Annotated in this window: 20 protein-coding genes; 10 read left to right on the top strand and 10 right to left on the bottom strand. The window is 42.1% G+C overall.

The genetic code is table 11. The annotated features are described in order from the left end of the window. Nucleotides 1-106 precede the first annotated feature (106 nt). Nucleotides 107-1354, bottom strand: a complete 1248-nt coding sequence (gene hutI, locus AN389_RS07090) for an imidazolonepropionase (protein WP_055019508.1) — start codon at nucleotides 1352-1354, stop codon at nucleotides 107-109. Between the two features lie 112 nt (nucleotides 1355-1466). On the opposite strand from hutI, the gene hutC reads away from it, so the two are divergent. The 3 genes from hutC (at nucleotide 1467) to hutH (ending at nucleotide 5471) form a co-directional block, all read left to right on the top strand. Beyond that, nucleotides 1467-2174 (top strand): histidine utilization repressor, encoded by a 708-nt coding sequence (gene hutC, locus AN389_RS07095; RefSeq protein ID WP_055014579.1) that lies wholly within the window; start codon nucleotides 1467-1469, stop codon nucleotides 2172-2174. Between the two features lie 67 nt (nucleotides 2175-2241). After that, complete coding sequence (gene hutU / locus AN389_RS07100) at nucleotides 2242-3915, top strand: urocanate hydratase (protein WP_055019509.1); 1674 nt, start codon at nucleotides 2242-2244, stop codon at nucleotides 3913-3915. A gap of 2 nt (nucleotides 3916-3917) precedes the next feature. Further along, on the top strand, nucleotides 3918-5471 hold the full coding sequence (gene hutH, locus AN389_RS07105; RefSeq protein ID WP_055014577.1) for a histidine ammonia-lyase: 1554 nt from the start codon (nucleotides 3918-3920) through the stop codon (nucleotides 5469-5471). Here the strand turns inward: hutH and AN389_RS07110 are convergent. Next, nucleotides 5449-6219, bottom strand: coding sequence for an NADP-binding protein (locus AN389_RS07110; protein WP_055014576.1), 771 nt, complete (start codon nucleotides 6217-6219; stop codon nucleotides 5449-5451). The genes hutH and AN389_RS07110 overlap by 23 nt on opposite strands. 116 nt (nucleotides 6220-6335) lie before the next feature. Between AN389_RS07110 and AN389_RS07115 the strand changes: the two genes are divergently transcribed. The 4 genes from AN389_RS07115 to AN389_RS07130 all read left to right on the top strand — a co-directional run bounded on the left by AN389_RS07115 (nucleotide 6336) and on the right by AN389_RS07130 (nucleotide 12969). Next, nucleotides 6336-8363: a methyl-accepting chemotaxis protein gene (locus AN389_RS07115; protein ID WP_055014575.1), complete on the top strand. Its 2028-nt coding sequence runs from the start codon at nucleotides 6336-6338 to the stop codon at nucleotides 8361-8363. A 365-nt stretch (nucleotides 8364-8728) separates the two neighbouring features. Next, a complete protein-coding gene (gene secA / locus AN389_RS07120) occupies nucleotides 8729-11437 on the top strand; it encodes a preprotein translocase subunit SecA (protein WP_055014574.1) in 2709 nt (902 codons plus the stop codon). A gap of 60 nt (nucleotides 11438-11497) precedes the next feature. Continuing rightward, complete coding sequence (gene mutT, locus AN389_RS07125; protein WP_055014573.1) at nucleotides 11498-11896, top strand: 8-oxo-dGTP diphosphatase MutT; 399 nt, start codon at nucleotides 11498-11500, stop codon at nucleotides 11894-11896. A 5-nt stretch (nucleotides 11897-11901) separates the two neighbouring features. Continuing rightward, complete coding sequence (locus tag AN389_RS07130; protein ID WP_055019510.1) at nucleotides 11902-12969, top strand: phosphotransferase enzyme family protein; 1068 nt, start codon at nucleotides 11902-11904, stop codon at nucleotides 12967-12969. Nucleotides 12970-13048: 79 nt separating this feature from the next. On the opposite strand, the gene AN389_RS07135 is transcribed toward AN389_RS07130, so the two are convergent. The 3 genes from AN389_RS07135 to pmbA all read right to left on the bottom strand — a co-directional run bounded on the left by AN389_RS07135 (nucleotide 13049) and on the right by pmbA (nucleotide 17324). Further along, on the bottom strand, nucleotides 13049-15124 hold the full coding sequence (locus tag AN389_RS07135; protein ID WP_055019511.1) for a M13 family metallopeptidase: 2076 nt from the start codon (nucleotides 15122-15124) through the stop codon (nucleotides 13049-13051). Between the two features lie 250 nt (nucleotides 15125-15374). Then, nucleotides 15375-15857, bottom strand: a complete 483-nt coding sequence (locus AN389_RS07140) for a DUF721 domain-containing protein (protein WP_055014570.1) — start codon at nucleotides 15855-15857, stop codon at nucleotides 15375-15377. 117 nt (nucleotides 15858-15974) lie between these two features. Then, entirely contained in the window at nucleotides 15975-17324 is a 1350-nt protein-coding gene (gene pmbA / locus AN389_RS07145; protein ID WP_055017786.1) for a metalloprotease PmbA, read from the bottom strand. A 144-nt stretch (nucleotides 17325-17468) separates the two neighbouring features. On the opposite strand from pmbA, the gene yjgA reads away from it, so the two are divergent. Further along, a complete protein-coding gene (gene yjgA, locus AN389_RS07150; protein WP_055014568.1) occupies nucleotides 17469-18002 on the top strand; it encodes a ribosome biogenesis factor YjgA in 534 nt (177 codons plus the stop codon). Nucleotides 18003-18113: 111 nt separating this feature from the next. After that, nucleotides 18114-19487: an oxygen-independent coproporphyrinogen III oxidase gene (gene hemN, locus AN389_RS07155; protein WP_055017787.1), complete on the top strand. Its 1374-nt coding sequence runs from the start codon at nucleotides 18114-18116 to the stop codon at nucleotides 19485-19487. 49 nt (nucleotides 19488-19536) lie between these two features. Here the strand turns inward: hemN and AN389_RS07160 are convergent, their stop codons facing one another. The 3 genes from AN389_RS07160 to AN389_RS07170 all read right to left on the bottom strand — a co-directional run bounded on the left by AN389_RS07160 (nucleotide 19537) and on the right by AN389_RS07170 (nucleotide 22033). Next, the gene (locus AN389_RS07160) at nucleotides 19537-20052 is read right to left on the bottom strand and encodes a DUF2489 domain-containing protein (RefSeq protein ID WP_055014566.1); all 516 of its coding nucleotides are present in this window, start codon (nucleotides 20050-20052) and stop codon (nucleotides 19537-19539) included. A 12-nt stretch (nucleotides 20053-20064) separates the two neighbouring features. Further along, on the bottom strand, nucleotides 20065-20661 hold the full coding sequence (gene yihI / locus AN389_RS07165) for a Der GTPase-activating protein YihI (protein ID WP_055017788.1): 597 nt from the start codon (nucleotides 20659-20661) through the stop codon (nucleotides 20065-20067). Between the two features lie 739 nt (nucleotides 20662-21400). Beyond that, nucleotides 21401-22033 (bottom strand): cytochrome c, encoded by a 633-nt coding sequence (locus AN389_RS07170; RefSeq protein ID WP_055014564.1) that lies wholly within the window; start codon nucleotides 22031-22033, stop codon nucleotides 21401-21403. Nucleotides 22034-22312: 279 nt separating this feature from the next. On the opposite strand from AN389_RS07170, the gene yihA reads away from it, so the two are divergent. Then, nucleotides 22313-22972 (top strand): ribosome biogenesis GTP-binding protein YihA/YsxC, encoded by a 660-nt coding sequence (yihA, locus tag AN389_RS07175; RefSeq protein ID WP_055017789.1) that lies wholly within the window; start codon nucleotides 22313-22315, stop codon nucleotides 22970-22972. An 11-nt stretch (nucleotides 22973-22983) separates the two neighbouring features. Here yihA and AN389_RS07180 read toward each other — a convergent pair whose 3' ends face one another. Together AN389_RS07180 and AN389_RS07185 are read right to left on the bottom strand one after the other, a co-directional pair. Further along, nucleotides 22984-23502, bottom strand: a complete 519-nt coding sequence (locus AN389_RS07180; RefSeq protein WP_055014562.1) for a DUF1285 domain-containing protein — start codon at nucleotides 23500-23502, stop codon at nucleotides 22984-22986. Then, the gene (locus AN389_RS07185; protein ID WP_055014561.1) at nucleotides 23499-24086 is read right to left on the bottom strand and encodes a YceI family protein; all 588 of its coding nucleotides are present in this window, start codon (nucleotides 24084-24086) and stop codon (nucleotides 23499-23501) included. The genes AN389_RS07180 and AN389_RS07185 overlap by 4 nt, the downstream gene beginning before the upstream one ends. Nucleotides 24087-24358: the final 272 nt, after the last annotated feature.

A 24358-nucleotide genomic window follows, 5' to 3' on the forward strand; every position in this document is an offset into this window, starting at 1 on the left:
AAAAATATAGGAAAGTTACTATCAGTCAAAATACTCAAGCTTACGCCACTCCATTAGCTATAAAATTTAATAAAAGCATGTTTAATATGAACAAAAATAATACAAACTAATTAATTCTACCCAAAATCCATAGATTTAACAGTTTATTTACGCCAAATTGGTAACTTAATTGTGAAGGGTGACTTATTTGCCAATGTGCAATATCAGCCCTTGCACCCACCTTTAGTACACCTCTATCTTTCAACCCTAACGCTTGCGCTGCATTGCGCGTTACACCCGCAAGAGCTTGCTCGGGGGTAAGCTTAAATAAAGTACAAGCCATATTCATCATCAATTGCACAGAGCATAAAGGCGAGGTCCCTGGGTTAAAGTCACTGGCAATGGCGATAGGCACTTTATACTTTTGCAGCAAATCGATGGGCGGAAGCTGCGTTTCACGTAAAAAATAAAAAGCCCCAGGTAATAAAACAGCCACAGTACCAGCCTCAGCCATAGCTTTTACACCGTTTTCATCAAGGTATTCAATATGATCAGCTGAAAGGCCTTTATACTCAGCCACCAGCTGCGCGCCCTGCTGATTAGAAAGCTGCTCAGCATGGCACTTTACCGGCAAGTTATGTTTTTTAGCTGCATCAAACACCTGCTTTGTTTGTGCATGACTAAAGCCTACATTTTCACAAAACACATCCACAGCATCTGCAAGGTTGTTAGCCACTATTTGCTCAAGCATCTGTGTACATACTAAATCAATGTATTCATCTGCACGGCCTTTGTACTCAGGGGGTAACGCATGCGCACCTAAAAACGTGGTTTTAATATCAATAGGGTGATGCTCATTAAGCAAACGCGCCACTTCTAAAATTTTTATTTCGTTTTCAACATCAAGCCCGTATCCCGACTTTATCTCAGCAGTCGTCACGCCCTCGGCAAATAAAGTGTTTAAGCGATCTTTTGCATCAACAAATAATTGCTCATGGCTTGCCGCGCGAGTGGCTCTAACGGTACTGGCAATACCGCCACCTTGTGCAGCTATTTGTTCATAGCTTGTACCTTGTAAGCGCTGCTCAAACTCCTCTGAACGGGAGCCTGCAAATATTAAATGTGTATGGCAATCAATAAGCCCAGGTGTTAACCATTGCCCTTTAATACTTAATGTAGGGGTAGCAAAGGCATCAAAACTGGGTAAGTTTGATTGCTCACCTAACCATACAATTTCGCCATTTTTAATCGCCAGTGCCGCATTTTCTATCGCCCCATAAGGCGCAGCAACTGTGCTATCCATGGTTGCTATGTTGGCATCTGTCAATAATAAGTCGAGATCTTCTAAAGCGTAACCCATTGTTTTATTTTGCATACTTAGCTCCCTAACGTGCTTGAAATACAGTCTAACAATACACCTTGTATATACAAGACAATTATGCCATCTTTATTAAATAGTTTATTTTAAATACAGCTAATAATAAGTAATGACCACTCCTAAATTTGCACAAATAAAACAATTTATTGTCGATAAAATAAAAAATGGCGCATGGCAAGAAAACCAACGCGTCCCCTCAGAAAACGAGCTTAGCAGTCAATTTTCTGTAAGCCGTATGACCGCACGACGTGCACTGAGCGAATTAACAGATGCCGGTATTTTAACGCGCAGCCAAGGATTAGGTACGTTTGTAGCAAGTTTTAAATCGCAATCATCTCTACTCGAAATTAAAAACATTGCCGATGAAGTAAAAGAGCGTAACGGGCATTACAGCTGTAGCGTGCACGTGCTTGAATCTATCAATGCCGTTGCCCCCATCGCCATTGCGCTTGGCGTTGAAGTAGATAGCGTGGTGTATCGCAGTGTACTGGTACACAACGAGAACGACAAACCACTGCAAGTTGAAGAGCGGTTTGTGAACCCAGCTTTAGCCGCGGGTTATTTACAACAAGACTTTAGCACCCTTACACCGCATGAGTACTTATCGAGCGTAGCGCCACTCACACAAGCACGCCACACAGTGGAAGCGGTTATGCCTAACTCGCAAATGTGCCAATGGCTTAACCTGTATAACGAAGAGCCCTGCTTACAGGTCATTCGTCGTACTTGGTCAACAAAAGGCATAGTGAGCTTTGCTCGCTTAGTATCACCGGGCAGTAAATACCGCCTGGGTGGACACTTAACATTTAAAAAATAATAACAAGATAACGCTTAAGGGCGTTTTTTTATAGCTGACCATCTTGTATATACAACAGGAGAAATTCATGAACAACAGGCTCGACACACACCGTGAAATCCGCGCGCCCCATGGCGACAAAATTAGCGCTAAAAGTTGGCAAACCGAAGCCGCTAAACGCATGTTAATGAACAATTTAGACCCTGATGTGGCAGAACACCCTCATGCGTTAGTGGTCTATGGGGGTATTGGCCGTGCAGCAAGAAACTGGCCAAGCTTTGATAAAATAATTGAAACCCTTGATAGGCTCGAAAACGACGAAACACTGCTTGTGCAATCGGGCAAGCCCGTGGGCGTATTTAAAACCCACGAAAACGCGCCGCGCGTTCTCATTGCTAATTCTAACCTGGTGCCACATTGGGCAAATTGGGAGCACTTTAATGAGCTCGATAAAAAAGGCCTAATGATGTATGGGCAAATGACCGCAGGTTCTTGGATTTATATTGGCTCACAAGGCATAGTGCAAGGCACTTACGAAACCTTTGTGGCAATGGCAAAACAACACTTTGGCGGTAATGCAAAAGGTAAATGGGTTTTAACCGCAGGTCTTGGCGGTATGGGGGGCGCCCAACCACTCGCCGCAACCATGGCAGGTTTTAGTGCTCTAGTTGTTGAATGCGACGAGACCCGCATCGATTTTCGAATTAAAACCGGCTACGTTGATGTAAAAGCCACAACGCTTGAACACGCTCTTGAACTGATTACCGATGCGTGTATTAAAGGCAGCCCTATATCAGTAGGTTTATTAGGTAATGCTGCTGATATTTTTACTGCTTTGGCAAACAGCAACATTACCCCCGATATCGTGACCGACCAAACCTCAGCACACGACCCACTCAATGGCTACCTTCCCCAAGGATGGAACTTGCAAGATGCAGCAAAAATGCGTGAACAAAACCCACAAGCAGTAGTTAAAGCCGCTAAGCAATCTATGGCAGTGCAAGTAAATGCCATGTTAGTACTGCAAAAAGCCGGTGCTGCCACTACCGACTATGGTAATAACATACGCCAAATGGCCTTTGAAGAAGGCGTTACCAATGCGTTTGATTTTCCGGGCTTTGTGCCCGCTTATATCCGCCCATTATTCTGTGAAGGCATTGGCCCATTTAGATGGGTTGCGCTTTCGGGCGACCCCGAAGACATTTATAAAACCGATGCAAAAGTGAAAGAACTTATCCCAGAAGATAACCACTTACATAACTGGCTTGATATGGCCCGTGAGCGCATTCAATTTCAGGGTTTGCCAGCACGTATATGCTGGGTTGGTTTAAAGAATCGAGCCCGCCTTGCACTTGCTTTTAACGACATGGTTAAAAATGGCGAGCTTAAAGCGCCGGTTGTAATTGGGCGCGATCACCTCGATTCAGGCTCTGTAGCCAGCCCGAATCGTGAAACAGAAAGTATGCTAGATGGCTCAGACGCCGTGTCTGATTGGCCAATACTCAATGCTTTATTAAACACTGCAGGCGGCGCTACATGGGTTTCACTGCATCATGGTGGCGGTGTTGGTATGGGCTTTAGTCAACATGCCGGCGTTGTAATTGTTGCTGATGGTACTAATGAAGCAAAAGAGCGTATCGCCCGCGTGCTTTGGAACGACCCTGCCAGCGGTGTTATGCGTCATGCCGATGCAGGTTACGACATTGCAAAAAATTGTGCGCAAGAGCACCATCTCGATCTCCCTATGCTAAACAAGGAATAGCCATGATTTCACACACTCTCACACCAGGGCAGTTAGACTTAAACACCCTAAGAAAAATTAATGACTCAGCTGTCACGCTTAACCTTGTCGATGGCGCCAGTACACAAATAGCCGCCAGCGCACAAACCGTTCAAAACGTAATAAGCAAATGCCAAACGGTGTACGGTATCAACACCGGCTTTGGCTTATTAGCCAATACAAAAATAGCGGATGACGAGCTTGAGCTACTTCAACGTAGTATTGTCCTTTCGCACGCTGCCGGTATAGGTGAGCTCATGGACGACAGCACAGTAAGGTTAATGATGACCTTAAAAATAAACTCTCTATCTCGGGGCTACTCAGGAATACGCCTTGAGGTGATTGAGTTTTTTATTAAGCTACTATGCAGTGAAGTTTACCCGTGCGTACCAGAAAAAGGATCTGTGGGTGCTTCGGGCGATTTAGCGCCGCTTGCTCATATGTGTCTACCGCTGCTAGGTGAAGGTAAAATGCGTCACAAAGGTGAAATTATAAGTGCTGCTCAAGGGCTAAAAATTGCAAACCTTTCCCCCCTAACTTTAGGTGCAAAAGAAGGGCTGGCGCTGTTAAATGGTACACAAGCTTCTACCGCACTTGCGTTACAAGGGCTTTTCAAAGCAGAAGATTTATACACACAAAGTTGTGTTATAGGCTCTATTAGCATAGAAGCTGCTAAGGGCAGCCGTGCCCCCTTTGATGCACGCATTCACGAAATACGGGGGCAACGCGGCCAAATCGATACAGCCAGTGTATTTAGAGAGCTACTTGGTACTCAATCACAAATTAGCCAATCTCACGTAAACTGTGAAAAAGTGCAAGACCCTTACTGCCTGCGTTGCCAACCTCAGGTATTGGGCGCGTGCTTAACACAAATTCGCCAAGCTTCAGAAGTGCTACTGTGTGAATCAAATGGCGTTACCGATAACCCGCTGGTATTTGCCGATGTGGGCGATATTATCTCCGGTGGTAATTTTCATGCAGAGCCCGTTGCTATGGCAGCTGATAACTTAGCCATAGCGATTGCCGAAATAGGCGCGCTGGCAGAGCGAAGAATCGCGCTACTTATTGATTCAAACCTCTCTACACTGCCGCCTTTTTTAGTTGAAAATGGCGGAGTTAACTCAGGCTTTATGATTGCCCAAGTAACTGCGGCGGCACTTGCTTCCGAGAACAAATCGCTTGCGCACCCCGCCTCGGTAGACAGCCTGCCAACATCTGCTAATCAAGAAGATCATGTCTCTATGGCAACCTTTGCAGCAAGGCGCTTAAATGAAATGGCCAATAACACCCGCGGGGTATTAGCAATTGAATGGCTTGGAGCTGCTCAAGGGCTTGAGTTTAGAGCCCCGCTAAAACCCTCACCGCAAGTAGAAAAAGCAAAAGCACTGCTGCGCGAGCATGTAAGTTACTATGATAAAGACCGCTACTTTGCCCCCGATATAGACGCGACCAATACGCTTTTATCTCAGGGGGCGTTGTGCGACTTTATTAATCTCAACCCGCTACCATCGCATGCTAAATTCCATGCTGATAGCTAAAACCTAACGCCTCAATTGCTGAGCCAAGCACCTTGCGCTCAGCACTTTCATTACTGGTAAAGGTTGGCATTTCACCGCCATGCTCTGCACACTTTTGTGCATAATAATTCGCTTTAGTGGGGTGCGATGGATTCACCACGTTATAAATATTTTGCCCCGAATTATAGTTTTCTATTACCGCAAAAATAGCGTTTATCACATCTTGTTGATGCACCATATTAACCACTTGCTCGCTAGATGAGTTTAATTCTTTACCAGCCACAAAGCGTCCAGGCTCACGGTTAGGTCCTAATAAGCCCGCTAAACGCAGCACCTTACCGTCTTGTTCTAGTACTTTTTCTTCGCTATCGAACAGTTTTATTTGTCGCTCATTGGTGCAGCTTATTTCACTGCTTTCAGTGTAAACACCAGGCTCTTGGTCGTACACACCGGTAGATGAGCATAAAATAAAGCCTTTGGCAGTTAATTGTTTAGAAAGAGTAAGTGCAGCACTAAGTGTTTCTGGGTAGTTACTTTCACTGTGTCTGCTCCGTGGGGGGATTGCACACACCCAGTAAGCATCGTGTAAATCTATTTGGTGTGTTAGCAGCCCTTCATTGAGGACAAATTGACGCTGAAAATCCTCTGTATGCTCATCACTTCTATGTGTACCTTGTACTTGCCAACCGGCTTGCTTAGCTTGTAAGCATAAAGCATGACCCAACCAGCCTGCGCCTAATACTACTAATTTATTAGCTTTTGTTTCCATTTTTGCATAACCCTTCATTTTAAACGCATAATTAGTGCTTTTTATCTAACTTCATAGAGATTTAAAGTAAGATATGATTAGATATCACCTACTAAATAACAATAATACGTGCACTCATGCTAAATAATTTATCATTACGGAAGAAAATATTATTATTGATTGGTGGTACCATCACCATTTTGCTAATTATTGCTTCAACATTTTTTGTAAATCACATCGCTAACCTTTCCAGAGTAAACATTGAGCGCGAAGCTCAAAGCTACCTACAAAGCGAACAACTTTCAATGCAAAGCTATTTTGCAAAGTATGGCAAGCTGGTATCTACGTTCGTTAATAATCCCCACTTAGTTAATTTTTTTGAAAATTGGGATACTCGAAATCAGCCAATCAAAAACGCTCCGGGATACAACGAAGTTAATCAAGACTTTGTCCGTATTAGCTCAAATGACGAAAATATACTGTCGGCGTTTTTTGCCTCAGCAACCACCGGCGAATACTTTAAAGAAAACGAGCGTACCAGCCATTACAATGGCCAACCTTACTACGCCTATAAGCGTGGTTGGTGGCAAGAAGCCCTGCAAATAAATAAACTTTACGTGGGCCCTATATCAGTCGATTTAACCACAGGTGTTGCCTCGGCAGTTGTACAGCAGCCGGTATACAACGCACAGCGTAAACTTATTGGTATGGGCGGCGTTGATTTACAGCTTAATAAAATCAACGACATGGTAGAAGGTATCCGCTTTAACGGCCAAGGCTATGGCTTTTTACTCGATGGCAATCAAAAGGTGGTGCACTTTTCAAATGCCACTGGCCATAAACTGTCTAACACCGATGAAGGCCCTAAAGGTAAAGAAGGGCTAGATGGCCTTGAAAGCCAGTTTAGCAATACATCAGGCTTTACAGAGCTTAATACCCAAATGCGTAACAACCTTGAAGGCAGCCAATTGGTGACTTTAAAAGGCGAAGCGTATTATGTGGTGTATCATCGCTTACAACTAGAACAACCTTATCTTGACTGGTATGTAGGTATACTCATTCCAACCAGCATGATTGAAGCCCCCGTTAATGAAGCGGTTACCAGCACAACCACCGCAGTGGTGATTATTTTAGTGATCATTTTAGCGATGATATTATGGGCAACCCACATGATTTCGCAGCCTATTACCACGCTAACTAATATTATGCGTGATATTGCATCGGGCGAAGGCGATTTAACCCAAAAGATTACTATTAACAGCCAAGATGAGGTTGGCCAGCTTGCCAATCACATGAATACATTCATTGATAAGCTGCGCGGCATGATGTTAGAAACAGCCGCACAAGCTGAGCAATTGACCAATGCCGCAGCGCAGCTTAAAAATGTATCAGCCCAGACCAATACCGAAATACAGCAAGAAAAACAACAAGTAGACAGCGTTAGTGCCGCCGTGACCGAAATGGCCAGCACTGTACTTGAAATATCGCGTAACGCACAGCATACCAACAGCGCCGCCGAAGAAGTACAAGCCATTACTGCCGAAGGGGCTGACCGCTCAACTCAAGCACAACGTGTGATGACCGAACTTGCGCTACACATAGGTGAAGCGTCTAAAGTGGTGGCAGGGCTTGAGCAAGAAAGTAATAACATTGGTGCATTGGTGGATGTAATTAACTCCATTGCCGATCAAACCAACTTACTTGCTCTTAATGCCGCCATTGAAGCTGCGCGTGCTGGTGAGCATGGCCGTGGTTTTGCGGTAGTTGCCGATGAAGTGCGTTCACTTGCGAGCCGTACGCAAGAATCAACAGACGATATACGTAATATGATTTCTCGCTTACAGCAAATTGCCCAACAAGCATCGGTAATGATGCTGCAAGGGCAAGAGCAAACAGAAGGCTCAGTATCGCAAACCAAAGAAGTGCTAAGTTCATTACAAAACATTGCTCAGTCGGTAACTAAAGTGCAAGACCAAAGCCACCAAATTGCCACCTCAACTGAGCAGCAAACGGTTGTAGCAGAGGACATTAACACCAGCCTTGCAGCAATTAATGGCTTAGTAAACAGCACAGCTGATCACGCCCACATTTTAGCAGATGAAGCGCGTGATTTAAGCGACCTAGCCGTTGCCTTAAACAAAACGGTTAATCAATTTAAGCTTTAAATACACTACGTCATAGGGTGGGTTACTCAGTATAAAACTTACCCACCCTATACTCTTGTTTTTAAATTTTTTAACACCATATCTTCACAACTTGCTGCTATTTTTTAGCGTAATAAAACTAGTTTTTTGCGCATCAGATCAAATTTTTCTGTTTTAAATACACATCTTTTTATTGAGATAGTTTGTTGTTTGGCAGAGTCTGGTATAGTAGCACACGTATTAAACAGTGCTTTTAATGCTCTTTAATACAAAATTGCTAATTAATATGTTCTACAGGTTATGTAAAAGTACATATTAATTACCAATTGTAAAAAATGGGTTAGCCGACACTCGGTTAGCAAAGAATACATTGTAACGGTTTTATCATGATATCTAATTTATTTACCAAGATTTTTGGTAGTCGCAATGACCGCACTATTAAAAACCTAAGAAAGACGGTCGCGCTAATTAACGCGCTAGAAACGCAATTAGAAGCGCTTTCTGATGAAGATTTAAGAGCTAAGACAGCTGAGTTTAGAGAACGTTACGATAACGGACAAAGCCTTGACGACATTCTACCAGAAGCATTTGCTGTGGTACGTGAAGCGTCAAAGCGTGTAAATGGCATGCGTCACTTTGACGTACAGCTATTAGGCGGCATGGTTTTACATCAAGGCCGTATAGCAGAAATGCGTACCGGTGAAGGTAAAACACTCACAGCCACACTTCCAGCCTACTTAAATGGCTTAACAGGCAAAGGCGTGCACGTAATTACCGTGAACGACTACCTTGCAAAACGTGATGCTGAAACAAACCGCGAGTTATTTGAGTTCTTAGGCTTAACTGTAGGCTGTAACGTACCAGGCATGATGCCACAACAGAAAAAACAAGCTTACAGTGCCGATATTACTTACGGTACTAATAACGAGTTTGGTTTTGACTACCTACGTGACAACATGGCATTTAGCATTGATGAGCGTGTACAACGCCCACTGTTTTATGCGGTAGTAGATGAGGTGGATTCAATCTTAATCGATGAAGCACGTACGCCACTTATAATTTCAGGCCCAGCTGAAGATAGCTCTGAGCTATACATCGAAATCAATAAAATTGTGCCGCTTTTAGAGCTTCAAGAAAAAGAAGACGAAGAAGGCATTGAAGGCGATGGCGATTACACTATCGACGAAAAGTCTAAACAAGTTCATTTAACAGAGCGCGGTCAAATTAAAGTAGAAGACCTACTTACTGAACGTGGATTAATTGAAGAAGGCGATTCGCTTTACTCAGCCAGTAGTATTACTCTACTAAGCCACGTGTATGCTGCGCTTCGTGCTCACAAGCTTTATCAAAAAGATGTGGATTACGTTGTTAAAGAAAACGAAGTCATCATTATTGATGAGCACACAGGGCGCTCAATGGAAGGTCGTCGTTGGTCTGAAGGTTTACACCAAGCTGTAGAAGCGAAAGAAGGTGTAAAAATTCAAAACGAAAACCAAACACTGGCTTCTATTACTTTCCAAAACTACTTCCGTTTATACGAAACCTTAGCTGGTATGACAGGTACAGCCGATACGGAGGCATTTGAGTTTCAATCTATTTACGGTCTAGACACGGTTGTTATGCCAACTAATAAGCCGATGATCCGTGATGATCGCGCTGATTTAGTTTACCTAACACAAGAAGAAAAATACGAAGCTATTTTAGCTGATATTAAAGATTGCCAAGAGCGCGGGCAACCTGTGCTAGTAGGTACTATTTCAATTGAAAGCTCTGAGTATTTATCGCAGTTTTTACGCAAAGAAAAAATTAAGCACAACGTACTTAATGCTAAGTTCCATGCGCAAGAAGCTGACATTGTATCGGATGCAGGCTTACCTGGTACTGTAACAATTGCTACCAACATGGCCGGCCGTGGTACCGATATTGTGCTTGGTGGTAACTGGAACAGTGAAGTTGAAAAACTAGAAAACCCAACAGATGAACAAATTGCTGAAATTAAAGCAGCGTGGAAAATTCGTCACGATGCAGTAATTGATGCTGGCGGTTTACATATTATTGGTACTGAACGTCATGAATCGCGCCGTATAGATAACCAATTACGTGGCCGTGCTGGTCGTCAGGGTGATGCCGGCTCTAGCCGTTTTTACTTATCGATGGATGATGCGCTAATGCGTATATTTGCTGGTGAGCGCATGACTAACATGATGCGTAAACTAGGCATGCAACGCGGCGAAGCCATTGAGCATCCATGGGTTAACCGTGCAATTGAAAACGCTCAGCGTAAAGTAGAAGCACGTAACTTTGATGTTCGTAAGCAATTACTTGAGTACGATGATGTAGCAAACGATCAACGTCGTGTTGTTTACGCCCAGCGTAACGAGTTGCTTGAAGAAGGCGATATTTCAGAAACAATCACTGCAATTCGCGCAGATGTACTCAATGGGGTGATCGATCAATACATCGCACCACAAAGCCTTGCTGAAATGTGGGATATCCCTGGGCTTGAAGAACGCTTAAAACAAGACTTTCTTATTGAGTTGCCTATCGCGCAATGGCTAGCTGATGACAATAAATTATACGAAGAGAAACTTCGTGAGCGTATTGAGCAAGCGGTTGAACAAGCTTACAAGCAAAAAGAAGAACAAGTTGGCGACTCTGTACTACGTCAGTTTGAAAAAGCGATTATGCTACAAAGCCTCGATCAGCACTGGAAAGATCATCTTGCTGCAATGGATCATTTACGCCAAGGTATTCACTTACGTGGCTATGCACAAAAGAATCCTAAGCAAGAATACAAGCGCGAGTCGTTTGAGCTATTCACCGAAATGCTTGAAAACTTAAAAGTTGATGTAGTGGGCATTTTAAGTAAAGTACAAGTTCGTGCCGAAGAAGATGTTGAAAAAGTAGAAGAGCAACACCGTAAAAGTGAAAATGCCCCTCGCGAGTACCAACACGAAGAAGCAGAACACGTAGGCGGTGAAGCCCCTCAAAGCGCAACTGTAATGGCAAGAACAGCGCCTAAAGTTGGCCGCAACGATCCGTGCCCATGTGGCTCAGGACAAAAGTTTAAGCAATGTTGTGGTAAATTAAAGTAACGACGCATTGTATGTAATTAAAAAGCGACGCTAGCGTCGCTTTTTTTATGGAGAAAAAATATGACAACAAAAATAGTTAACGTAGCGGTAGGCGTAATAAAAAAAAATAATGCTATATTCATTTGTAAGCGCGCTAATGAGCAACATCAAGGTGGCTTATGGGAATTTCCAGGCGGGAAAGTAGAAGCTGGTGAGAGCGTATTTGCCGCCCTTAAGCGTGAGCTCAGTGAAGAAGTTGGCATTACCATTCACAGCTCTAGCCAACTGATGGTGATTGAACATGACTATGGCGATAAATGTGTAAAACTTGATATTCACGTTGTAAGTAACTTTAGCGGTGAAGCACATGGAGCCGAAGGGCAACCTAGTGAATGGGTCGCTATTAATGAGCTTAGTAACTATGAGTTTCCTGCTGCTAACGCCGAGATTATTGAAAAAATACACGCGCGATACGCGTAAAGCACATGAATACAGCAATACAAAATAAATTAAGTGAGCTATTAGCGCTAAACCCTGAGCTTACTCAGGTGAGCTCTTTAGGCAGCGGACATATAAACACCACCTGGCTGCTCACCAATGCTGGTCAGCAATTTGTTGTTCAAAAGCTCAACACTCATGTATTTGAAAATCCAGCACAACTGGTCAATAACGCCCAGTTAATTGAGCAGCATTTAAGCGCTAAACAACAAGCAAATACTTACCCGCTCGATATTGTTAAGCATATAAGTACCCACCAAGGTGAACACCTTATAATAATTAATAACGCGTACTACCGCGTGCTTAATTTTATTAGCCAAAGCGCAAGTGAAGATATCGTCAAAGAGCCTAAACACGCAGAGCAAGCGGCATTTGCATTTGGCACATTTACACGTGCCTTGCTCGATTTTGACGCATCAAGCCTCTACCCTGTTATTGCAGACTTTCATAACTTAGCCATGCGTTTTGAGCAGCTTAATACAGCCATTGCCACAGCCACTAATGAGCGGCTGCAACAGTGTAAAACCGTTATTGACTACTGCATTGCACAACAGCATTTGGTAAAAGAACTGGCTGAGGTAACAGCTGATTTGCCTACCCGGGTGTGCCACAACGACACTAAAATAAATAACATGCTGTATTGCAGCAATACATATAAAGCAAAAGCAGTTATCGATTTAGATACCTGCATGGCCGGCTTTTTACTTTATGACTTTGGAGACATGGTGCGCACATTTTGCTGCGCTGAGGCAGAAGATTCAACTAACCTTGGTAAAGTGGTTATTCGCAAAGAGGTATTTACAGCGCTTGTTAAAGGCTACCTTGCCCCCCTTAAATCGGCAATTAGCAACAAAGAGCAAGCAAGTTTACTGCTAGGCGCTAAAGTTATGCCGCTAATGCTTAGTGTGCGGTTTTTAACCGATTACTTAAATAACGACGTGTACTTTAAAACCACCCATGCAGAACATAATTTAGAACGTGCGCAAAACCAACTCGCTTTGTATAAAAATATTTTAAGCAATCAAAGCTGGATACATAAAGCCCTCATGCAATAACTGCAGTGTTATTAGTATAAAAAAACCAGCAATCTAAACACTTGCTGGTTTTTACTAAGTTAACCAAAAAGCATAACAATTACCAAATTTTTACGCGGTCTTCTGGTTTGATATACATCTTGTCGCCTTCTTTTACGTCAAACGCGTCGTAAAACTCAGGCATGTTCGACAAGATACCAATAACACGGTAGTGACTTGGTGAATGCGGATCTGTCATTAAGCGGTTACGTAATTCTTCATCACGGTACTTACGACGCCAAATTTGTGACCACCCCATAAAGAAACGCTGATCGCCAGTGTAACCGTCAATTACAGGCGCTTTGTTATCGCCTAGCGATAATTGATACGCTTTGTAAGCCACCGTTAAACCACCTAGGTCGCCAATGTTTTCGCCAAGCGTAAGCTCGCCGTTCACACCTGCATCTTCAAACGGTTTATATTTATTGTATTGCGCCACTAACGCGCCGGTACGCTCTTCAAACTGTTTAAGGTCAGACTCACTCCACCAGTTACGTAAGTTACCGTCACCGTCGTATTTAGCGCCTTGGTCGTCAAAACCGTGGCCTAGCTCATGGCCAATTACTGCGCCAATTGCACCGTAGTTTACAGCGTCATCGGCGTCTAAATTAAAAAACGGTGGCTGTAAAATAGCAGCTGGGAATACAATTTCGTTATTTACTGGGTTGTAGTAGGCATTAACGGTTTGTGGGGTCATGTGCCACTCAGAGCGGTCAACTGGTTTGCCTAATTTAGCAATCATATCGCTGTAAGCCCACTGGCTATAACGTATGTAGTTACCCACTAAATCATCAGGATTAATTGTAAGCTCAGAGTAGTCTTTCCATTTATCTGGGTAGCCAATTTTTGGGGTAAATTTGTTTAGCTTTTCTTGGGCTGCAAGCTTGGTTTCTGGGCTCATCCACTCAAGGTTTTCAATAGCAACGCCGTAACCTTTAATAACGTTATCTACCAGCTCTTCCATGCGCGCTTTTGCCTCAGGTGGGAAGTTATCTTTTACGTATACTTTACCTAAAATTTCGCCAAGTACGCTGTTAGATGCATCCACCGCTTTTTTCCAAAGAGGCGCCTGCTCTTTTACGCCGCGTAATGTGGTGCTATAAAAATCAAATTTAAGATCAACCAAGTCAGTGCTTAGTAACTGTGCGTAACCACTTACAAAATGAAACTTTAAGTAGTTTTTCCACGTGGCTAAATCTGTTTCTTTGTACACATCAGCAAACCCTTCTAAATAGCTTGGCTGACGTACAATAATGTCTGAGGTATCTACCCCAGCGCTTTTGAAAAACGCAGCTAAATCAAAGTCGCCTGTTAGCTTACTTGCCTCAGCTACAGTCATTTTATTGTATGACTTAGTGGCATCACGGCTTTGTACACGGCTCCACTGTGCCTGTGCTAAAGCGCTTTCAAATGCGATAACGCTTTTAGCGGCATCAGCGGCATTTTCAACGCCCGATTTAGCTAAAATATCTGTGATGTATTGCTCGTAAGATGCACGAATTTTAGTAAATTTTTCATCATCTTTTAAGTAATAGTCACGATCTGGTAAGCCAAGCCCAGATTGCGATAAGTACAGCGCGTATTCACTTGAATTTTTAGCATCGTTATTTACAAACCAGCCAAATGGTAAGCTAGCACCTTGCTGCTGAATTTTAGCCATTAAAGGCGCAAGATCAGCTTTTGAATCTAGGCTATCAATGGTATTTAGTGAAGGTTGTAAAGGTGTAATACCTAACTCATCACGTGTGTCTTTATCCATGTAGCTTTTATAAAAAGCACCAATTTTGTACTCGTCGCTGCCTTTTTTAGCATTACTATTTTTAGCGGCACTTTCAAGTGCTGCTTTCATCGCTTTTTGCGACTCTTCATACAACTGTGTAAACGAGCCATAGTTAGACTTGTCGCCAGGGATCTCTGTTTTAGCAAGCCACTGCCCGTTTACATGGTAATAAAAATCATCTTGCGCACGAACTGACTCATCCATATTGGCAAGGTCTACACCTAGCTCAAGGTTTTTTTCTGCAGGTGCTGCAACAGTAGCTGTATCGGCTACTTGTGTTTCTTGTTGTTTTTCACCGCAACCTACTAGGCCCAGCGCAAGTGCAATACTTGCGGCGGTAATAGTTACTTTTTTCATAATTATTCCGTTTGTTAGTAAAGAATAAAATATCTATTTCATTAAGCTATGGCGCCACAGAGAAAGATAAAAAGCGCCCTGCGATGCTTTCACTTAATGAAATTAATATTTAGGCGGTTAAAACAACACGCCGAATTTGTATGATAAACCCCATTAAAGAAACAATAAAATAGAATATGTAACAAAGTATTTGCCGTGAGACGAGATAACAAAATAGCCCTACCAACAACCATATTCGGGCTTTAGCGAGTTATTTTTTACCATGGCGAGCAAGGCGCTCTAGCTTTTCTTTCAGCGAAGGGGGCGCTGATGCGGCAATGGCATTAAGGTAATCTGAGGTTTGCTGGCTCATTTTTCTTGAATTGCCAGGTGCTTTGCCTACGGGGCCTCGTTTATCTGTTGTTGGGCTTAAGCGCGCTGTTGCTTGAGGGTTTGCGACAATTTTAATTTGGCCGAGCTCTGCCATGCCCGCCGCTCTAAAATGCGACTGCATATCCATTTTTAAATAATTAAGTTTAAGGGCAATTGCTGCCGATACAGCTTCAATCATCAGCGTGCCATCGCGGTAATTACTTACACGGCATTTTTCAGCAAGCTTTGGGCCTAAAAACTCTTTAAGCAATACTTGCTGTTTATCTAGCGCTTGGCTTTTACCTGCATAAGCAGATAAGCGATTATTAAGGCCTGCCATAATGTCAGTTAGGGGTTTTGGTGCGTACCTATCTTTAGCCATTCAACACCTCATCAATTTAAATAAAACACGCTTAAGCCAAGCGTTTAAATGCTCGGCTTTAATATATGCTTTTATATTATACCAATTCGCTTAATTACGTATTATTGCAAATTGCTATTATGCGCCTGCTACTTGCATTTGCTCTATAAGTACTGAACCCGTTTGAATACCGCCTCTGCGCTCAATATCGCCCCCTATGGCCGAAATACCTTTAAACATGTCTTTTAAATTTCCGGCAATGGTAATTTCACTAACAGGGTACTGAATTTCACCGTTTTCTACCCAAAAACCAGCTGCTCCACGCGAGTAGTCACCGGTAACGGTGTTTACGCCTTGCCCCATCAGCTCGGTAACTAATAAGCCTGTTCCCATGGTTTTTAATAGTGCGGTTAAATCGTTATGCGTTTGCTCTACTAACCAGTTATGAATACCGCCTGCATGGCCTGTTGGAGCCATATTTAATTTACGTGCTGCATAACTTGCCAATAAATACGTTTGCAGTTCACCGCCTTGAATAATTTCACGGTCAATCGTTTTAACCCCTTCACTATCAAAAGGTGATGATGCTAACCCTTTTAATATATGTGGACGCTCAGCAATATTAACGCTCTTACTAAATACTTGGGTGCCTAGGCTGTCGAGTAAAAAGCTCGATTTACGATAAAGCGCCCCACCGCCTATAGCCGATACCAAATGTCCAAACAATGAGTTAGCTATATCGGCTCTAAAAATAACAGGTACTTTCATAGTCCCTAGTTTTTGGCTGTTTAACTTAGCAAGTGTTTCGGTTGCAGCTTCAAGGCCCACTGCTGCAGCATCGTTTAAACCAGCTTGATCGCGCGCAACAGTGTACGCCGAATCGCGCTGCATGTGCTCGCCTTCTTTGCCTATTACCATAGTACTAATACTATGGCGCGTACGTGGAAAACCAGCAATTAAACCATGGCTATTACCGTATACACGTAAACCTTGGTGCGATGAAAAACTTGCACCATCTGAATTTACAATGCGCTCATCAGCATTTAAGGCGGCTTGCTCGGCGGCATGGCAAAGTTCAATACCTTGCTCTGGGCTTACATCCCACGGATGATATAAATCGAGATCTTTAGGGGCAAACTCAAGTAGCTCTTTATCCGCAATGCCATTAAATGGATCATCGGAGGTAAACTTGGCAATATCAATGGCTTTTTCGACTACAGTGCGTAGTGTTTTTGGGTTGAGATCTGCAGTAGATGCCGACCCTTTATTATTCCCTACATAAACACTGATACCTAAACCGCCATCTTGGTTAAATTCTATGGTTTCTACTTCACCCATGCGTGTACTTACCGATAAACCCGATGTACTCGACATAGCAGCTTCTGCGGCAGTAGCACCCAATTTTTTTGCATGCTCGAGCACTTCAGCTACGGCATCTTTTACTTGAGAGATTTGAGAATAAATTGGATCGTGTTGTTGGCTTTTCATAAATTAAGTCCTGAGCCTTAAGGCAATATTGCACGCATTTCTTATCTTTAAATGCTAACACACTCACTGCACCACATCAGCTAATATTAATCACTAAAAGAATCGCGTATAATGGCAAAAGTTATTTTTACTTAAGAGCACCCCATGGCGAAGAAAAAAGGCAAGCCTGCTGAAATTGAAGAAGAAATTATTTACGTATCAAAAAGTGAGCTAAAGCGAGACGCGCAAGAGTTTCACCAGTTAGGTTCTGAAATTGCTAAAATGGGGAAAAAACAACGCGAACGCTTACCACTCAATGACGATTTAAAAGAAGCCATGGTGGTTGCTGATAAAATTAGCAATAAAAGCGATGCGTACCGTCGTCATTTAAATTACATTGCTAAAACGCTGCGCACAGTAGAAAACGTTGAAGAAATTAAAGCAATTATTGATGTAATGCTTAATAAAAATAACCAAGCTGAGGTTTTAATTAAAAAAATTGAGCAATTACGTAGTGACTTAATTGAACAAGGCGACGATTTAATCAACGAAACCATTGAGCAATACCCGACCCTTGAGCGCCAAAAAATGCGCCAATTGGTTCGCAATGCCGCCAAAGAGGTTAAAGCCGAGAAGCCAGGCAAGGGCTATAAAGAATTGTTTCAATACCTAAAAGATGCCCACAACATAACGTATTAACAAAAAATACTCTTTTAAAAGGTGCTTAGGCACCTTTTTTGTTGTAGATCAAAACCCCTTCCTTAAAAGCTTTTTATACTCACCACCTCATTAATATATAAGGTGCGCGTGATGATAAAGCTTCCAAAATGGGATCAAACTCTTATAAATAAGTATAACGTGTCAGGGCCGCGTTATACCTCCTATCCTACCGCGTTATCTTTAAGCGAGGGGTATCAGCAGCAAGACCTAGTTAGCGCTATAAAATCATCATCGAGTCGCTCACTCTCTTTGTATATTCATATCCCATTTTGCAGTGAGCTTTGCTATTACTGCGGTTGTAACAAGGTGATTACGCGCCATCAGTCTAAAGCCGATGTGTACTTAGATTATTTAGCAAAAGAAATAGCAGCGCATGCCCCATTATTCAAACACTACACGGTAGAGCAATTGCATTTAGGCGGTGGTACACCAACTTTTTTAACTGTAAAGCAAATGACGCGCCTAATTAATTTGCTAGAGCAGCACTTTCATTTTACCCGCAACACTGAGCGTGGCATTGAAATAGACCCACGCTCCCTTGCTAAAGATATGCTTATACACTTACGGGTTTTAGGTTTTAACCGCGTATCCTTTGGTATTCAAGATTTTAACGATGAGGTACAGCAAGCAGTTAACCGCACACAGCAAGTTGAGACCGTTAAAGCACTGATAACCCAAGCCCGCGAGCTGGGCTTTAAGTCAATAAATGCAGATATGATTTATGGCCTACCTAAACAAACACCCCAAAGCTTTGAGAAAACAATAGCGCAATTAATTGCCTTAAGCCCAGACAGAGTCTCTGTATTTAATTACGCGCATTTACCGGAGCGCTTTGCTGCGCAACGTAAAATAAAAGAAGCTGATTTACCCAAAGCCCACGACAAGCTAACAATGTTTAAAAACACCTTGTCGCAAATGACATCAGCAGGTTATCAGTTTATTGGTATGGATCATTTTGCAAAAGCCGACAACGAACTGGCAGTTGCGCAAAACAAAGGGCAGCTACATCGCAATTTTCAGGGCTATACCACCCACGGTAATTGCGACTTGTTAGGCTTAGGGGTCTCGTCCATCTCACAAATTGGCACAGCCATTTTACAAAATCAAAAAGTGCTTAAGCATTATTATCACGCCATTGAAACGCAAGCTGGGAGCGCTATACATAAAGGAATGCATTTAACGCATGATGATGTAATACGTGCAGAGGCTATTAAATCCCTTATCTGCCAGTTTGAATTAGACACACAGGCTTTTACGAAAAAACATACTATTCAATTTAATGAGTATTTTGCAGATGCCCTGTTGGCACTACAGCCTTTAATAGACGATGAGATGGTACATATAAATGATAACGTAATACGCGTCACGCCTCGGGGGAACTTGTTTATTCGTATTATATGTATGTGCTTTGATGCTCACTTACAAAAGCAAATAAGTAAAACCCGTTTCTCACGGGTGATTTAAAGCAGGCATAAAAAAAGCAGACCTAAATCTGCTTTTTTTATTTTTGAGCTTAATTAAACACTATGTTTTCGCTGCCCGGCGCAGCTTTAAACTCGACAATGATTTTGTCGCAATCGGCTTTAATCTCATCGCTAAAGTTTTCTTCTGCTCGCCAACGAGCTGTATCTTGTTTAAAAATCTCTTTTTTAGAGTATTTTTTGCGTGCATCGTGAGTCGGCATTTCTTTAACGACATTATACATTTTATAAATGCCTGGGTACGCCTCGGTTAAATCTCGCTCATCTTCAAAAGCGTACTGAGACATTAACACCCAAATCCGTAAACAGCCTTCAGAATACTCACATTGCTTTTCAGCCATTGCACGAGCAATTAAATGAATGCTATCGGCAAGTTTAGCGTTTCGCTTTAAGCGCGACTGCTTAAGCTTTTGCTGTTGCTCTGCTTGCTTTTGCGCAATTAACTTTTTTTGCGCGTTAAGCTTATAGAGTAACTGACCTGCATAAAATGCTAAGCCAGCAATAATAACAGCACCTACAAACAAGGCTACAATCACTGCGGTACTCATTAAGCGCCCTTACTATTTATCGTCATCATCTAGCCACTCATTGGCTAAATCATCTGAAAGGTATTTATCAAAGTCTGAGTTACCGTTGCTTTGGACATTGTCTTCAAAATCATCTTCAAACTCGTCCTCATCCTCATCTTCTATACCCAGTAACTTACAAAGCACTTGGTGGCGTGCAATACGGCTATTAAAGTACTTTGCATCTTTACCTGTCAGCATTTCACCTTGTTCATGACGCTCAACGAGCTTAAGTAAACGCTCATCGTTTTCAAGCGCTTCTAGCTCTTGCTCTGGTGTCAGCTCTGGCTCTGTCGCCTTTTTAAGCTCGGCCATTGGCTTTAAGTTACGCTTCATTTCTACTTGTGGCTGTGGTGCGGCAGCCACTAAAGGTACCGCTTTTTTACTGCCTACACGTTTATCTTTCGGTGCTGAACTTACTTTTTTAGTGTCGCTATCTAATAGCTCTGGTGCATTTCGAGAGCCAGGTTTAGCGCCCTTTGGCTTTTTAACACGTTGCTCCTTTAACGCACGCATTTCTCTAAGCTTATCTTGGCTTAAACGAACAGGGCCGTTTGAAGGAATTTTACGTGACTTTTTCTTTCTACTCATATCTTGATCATCTCACTTAAGAGGTTTTGAGCGAGGCACATAACATGAGCATCGCAGTGCTGGCCTAGCCAGAAGAATTCGATTTGCGCATTAAAGCTTGGGTTGCTTGTTGAATTAGCGCATTAGCTTATTGCTAAACGGTGGGTATTGTAACAGGACAAATAAAAAGGCGGTAGAGAAAACATCTCTACCGCCTACTAATCTGAGCGCCATTATCTGGACACTTCTCCCTTCGACTTTTTTAGTCTTTATTATTTTTATTATTATCAGTCCGTATTGTTATTATTTTAACCTTCCTTGTTACATTCCATTTTGTTTTTATTTTTAACTTCCTTGAGATTTTATTATTTACGGTCATCCTGACGCTTTCTTGTTATTTCCTTTTGTAGCACCTTCAGTGTGCTATTCAGTCGTGCCGCGCTATTTTCCTTTAGCATAATCCATGTTGTTATTGTTGTTTTGCGACAGTGGTTAATTTACCCATTAATAATTTTGTTACAACTGGTTTATATAATTTTTCTGACATGTCACACATATAAATTCATTAAAAACAATATAAATTAATAAGTTACACACTTAAAAAGTTTAAAAATAAGTTATTTCTCACAATTCGGTATGGCAAATATCTCACAAGCTAAAGGGTGATATCGTTAAATTACGGACACAAAAAAAGCAGCGTAAGCTGCTTTTTAATCATATTTCATAGTATTACATTAGCAAATACTAAATAAATACGACTTTAGTGTAAACCACCCAAGTATTGAGAAAGTACTTCAATATCTTTGTCTGTTAGCTTTTTCGCTATATCTTGCATCATACCGTTATGGTCGTTTTTACGGGTACCATCACGGAATTTCTCTAGCTGAGCTTTGATGTACTCTGGGTGCTGGAAAGAAATTTTAGGAAACTTAGCAAGTGACGAACCATTGCCGCGCGGACCATGACACGCCGCACAAGCTGGAATACCACGCTCAGCATCGCCTGCTTTGTAAAGCTTTTGACCAACTTCAACCACGTCTTTAGGGGTGGCGCCTTCAGTCATGTTCAATGAAGAAAAATAAGCAGATAGGTCTTTCATGTCTTGTTCGCTAAGTGGCATAGCCATCGCGCTCATTACAGGATCCATACGACCTTCTTTACCGCCTGAAGTCATACCTAGTTTTAAATCCTTAAGTTGTTTAAGGATGTAATCTGGATGCTGGCCTGCAAGTTTAGGGTAAATATTAACCGGTGCATTACCGTCTGGGCCGTGACAAGCCGCACACGTTGCTGATTTTTCTTTACCTGCGTTTACATCGCCATCAAATGCTGTTGCGTTGCTTGCTGACAACGCACCAAGCAATATTGTTAAAGATAGTGCTATTTTTTTCATGGTGAATTCTCTGTTTCCGACCCTGTATCATCTACAATATGGATGTTGTAATTCATGTATTCTACACGATAAAAAATTCTCTGGCACGTTTTCTACTCATATTAAGCTTATAATTTATAGGGTTTTGACCTAGATTAACCTTTAAGCAGCTTTAATAGTGCCATTTATAGCATTTTTAGGTGTTTAAATACGCTTTTTAATACATCCTTTATAGTATAAAATACGCGCCCTGAGTCAATTTAGCTCAATAAGATTAACTTTTACGTTTTAGGAGAGCCTGTGCTCAAATCTCGTATCAAATATAATACTGCGTCTTTTGTTACAAGCGCGCCAGACATCACTAAATTACCTGCTGATACGGGAATTGAAGTCGCGTTTGCAGGTCGCTCTAATGCCGGTAAGTCGAGTGCTCTTAATGCACTTACAGATCAAAAACTTGCTCGTACCAGTAAAACACCGGGCCGTACGCAATTGATCAACACGTTTGAATTAGGTGAAGTGGATGATATGCGCTTAATTGACTTACCTGGTTATGGCTTTGCTAAAGTGCCCATTGAAATGAAAAAGAAATGGCAAAAATCACTAGGTGAATACCTACAAAAACGTCAAAGTTTAAAAGGCATTGTGGTATTGATGGATATTCGCCACCCATTAAAAGATTTAGATAAAGATTTAATTAATTGGGCTATTGGCAGTGAAATCCCTGTATTGGCGCTTTTAACTAAAGCGGATAAGCTTAAGCAAGGGGCGCGCAAAGCACAAGTATTACAAGTACGCCGCGAATTAAGTGAACTAGACGGTGATATTACTGTTCATGCTTTTTCATCACTTAAGGGGACGGGTTTACCGGAAGTCGCCAAGAAATTAGATGAGTGGTACTTAGGGCCAATCGTGGCTGTTGCACCACAGCCAAGTGATGAAGATAACTCAGACGCTTAAAAAATAAGCACCTATGAGAGATAAAACCTTTCACCTGCAGATTTTATAAAATAGCCGCGCTCATCTGCGTCGGCTATTTCAGCCCACTGATAAAACACATTTCGTGATACCCGCGCATTACATCCATAAGGCAATTGCAAATAAGGCACCGCTGCATTTTTATAGTTTTTTATATAAAGAGGCTGCTCAGCACTAACTAACCATTGTCGTGCTAAATTATCTACACAACACATAACGTGCCCCTGCGCTGTGCTCTCTATATGCCAGCTTACGATAACGAATGGCGCATCTTGTACTTCTATCGCTATTTTTTCGATGGGTGTTTTTAAGTAAAACTGCTCGCCTTCTTTGCATAAAACACTGGCAAACAGTTTTACCATAGCGGAGCGAGTAATTTCGCTGCCATCGTAAAACCACAGCCCTTGTTCGTTAATAATAATTGGCAGTTCACCACACTGGGTTGGCTGCCAACTATCAAACGGTTTACTAGGCTCGCTTAATTGCTTACTAAGCGCCGCTAAGGAGATCACTGTTTTTTTAGTGTCAGTGCAAAAGTAACCGGGACGGCTGTAGCAACGGCCGGTAAGCCAGCTAATTGCTGTAACTTTTTAACGCCTTCGGTCACCCCAAAGTCTTGGCTATTTATAATTACTGGCGTAAACGACGATACGCTTAAATCGCCATTTTTTGAACTGCTAACAAGTACATTTATTTTTAATGGTTTTTTATTACCATGAAAATCAAGCTGCGCATCAACCGCTTTTAATACATGTTGGCCTGGTTTTTTAATATTACTTAATTGCTTTTTTAAATCTGCGGTTAAAATTGCGTTAGGGAATTTTGCCGCTTCAAATACAAATTGAGTTAAACGTTCATTGCGAATGGGGATTAGTGTTTCTGCAGAGGTTAAGTCAATATTTACACTAAAAGCACCGCTGTCTAAAAGTGTCCCTTCTAGATTAGTAAAATGATGCGCCTCAGCAATCGTGTCTTTCTTTATAGAAACAAAACTTAATTGGCTTTTATCATTAACGAGCTGCCAATCTGCATGAGCGGCATTAGACAAAACAAGGCTAGTTAACGATAAACCTACAGCGGCTAACGTTTTAAACATAACGCACTCCTTAAATTTAAATGAGAATAATAGCGCTTTCGATACTACCACTTGCGGTATACGCATACCAACTCAAAATAAATAATAAAGGGGATTGAAAAGAAAAAACGGCCTGCTTAAAACAAGCAGGCCGGTATAGCAAACTGGGGAGAAGCTATCAATTTGTTGCACCTTTTCAGATGCATCATCAACAGGATGTCCTACAGGATGAGGACGCGCGCACTTTAACAAAAGCGCGCATAAAAATACAATCATATTCCGCCAAAATAGTT

The sequence above is a fragment of the Pseudoalteromonas sp. P1-7a genome (assembly GCF_001401855.1).
GTDB lineage: Bacteria > Pseudomonadota > Gammaproteobacteria > Enterobacterales > Alteromonadaceae > Pseudoalteromonas.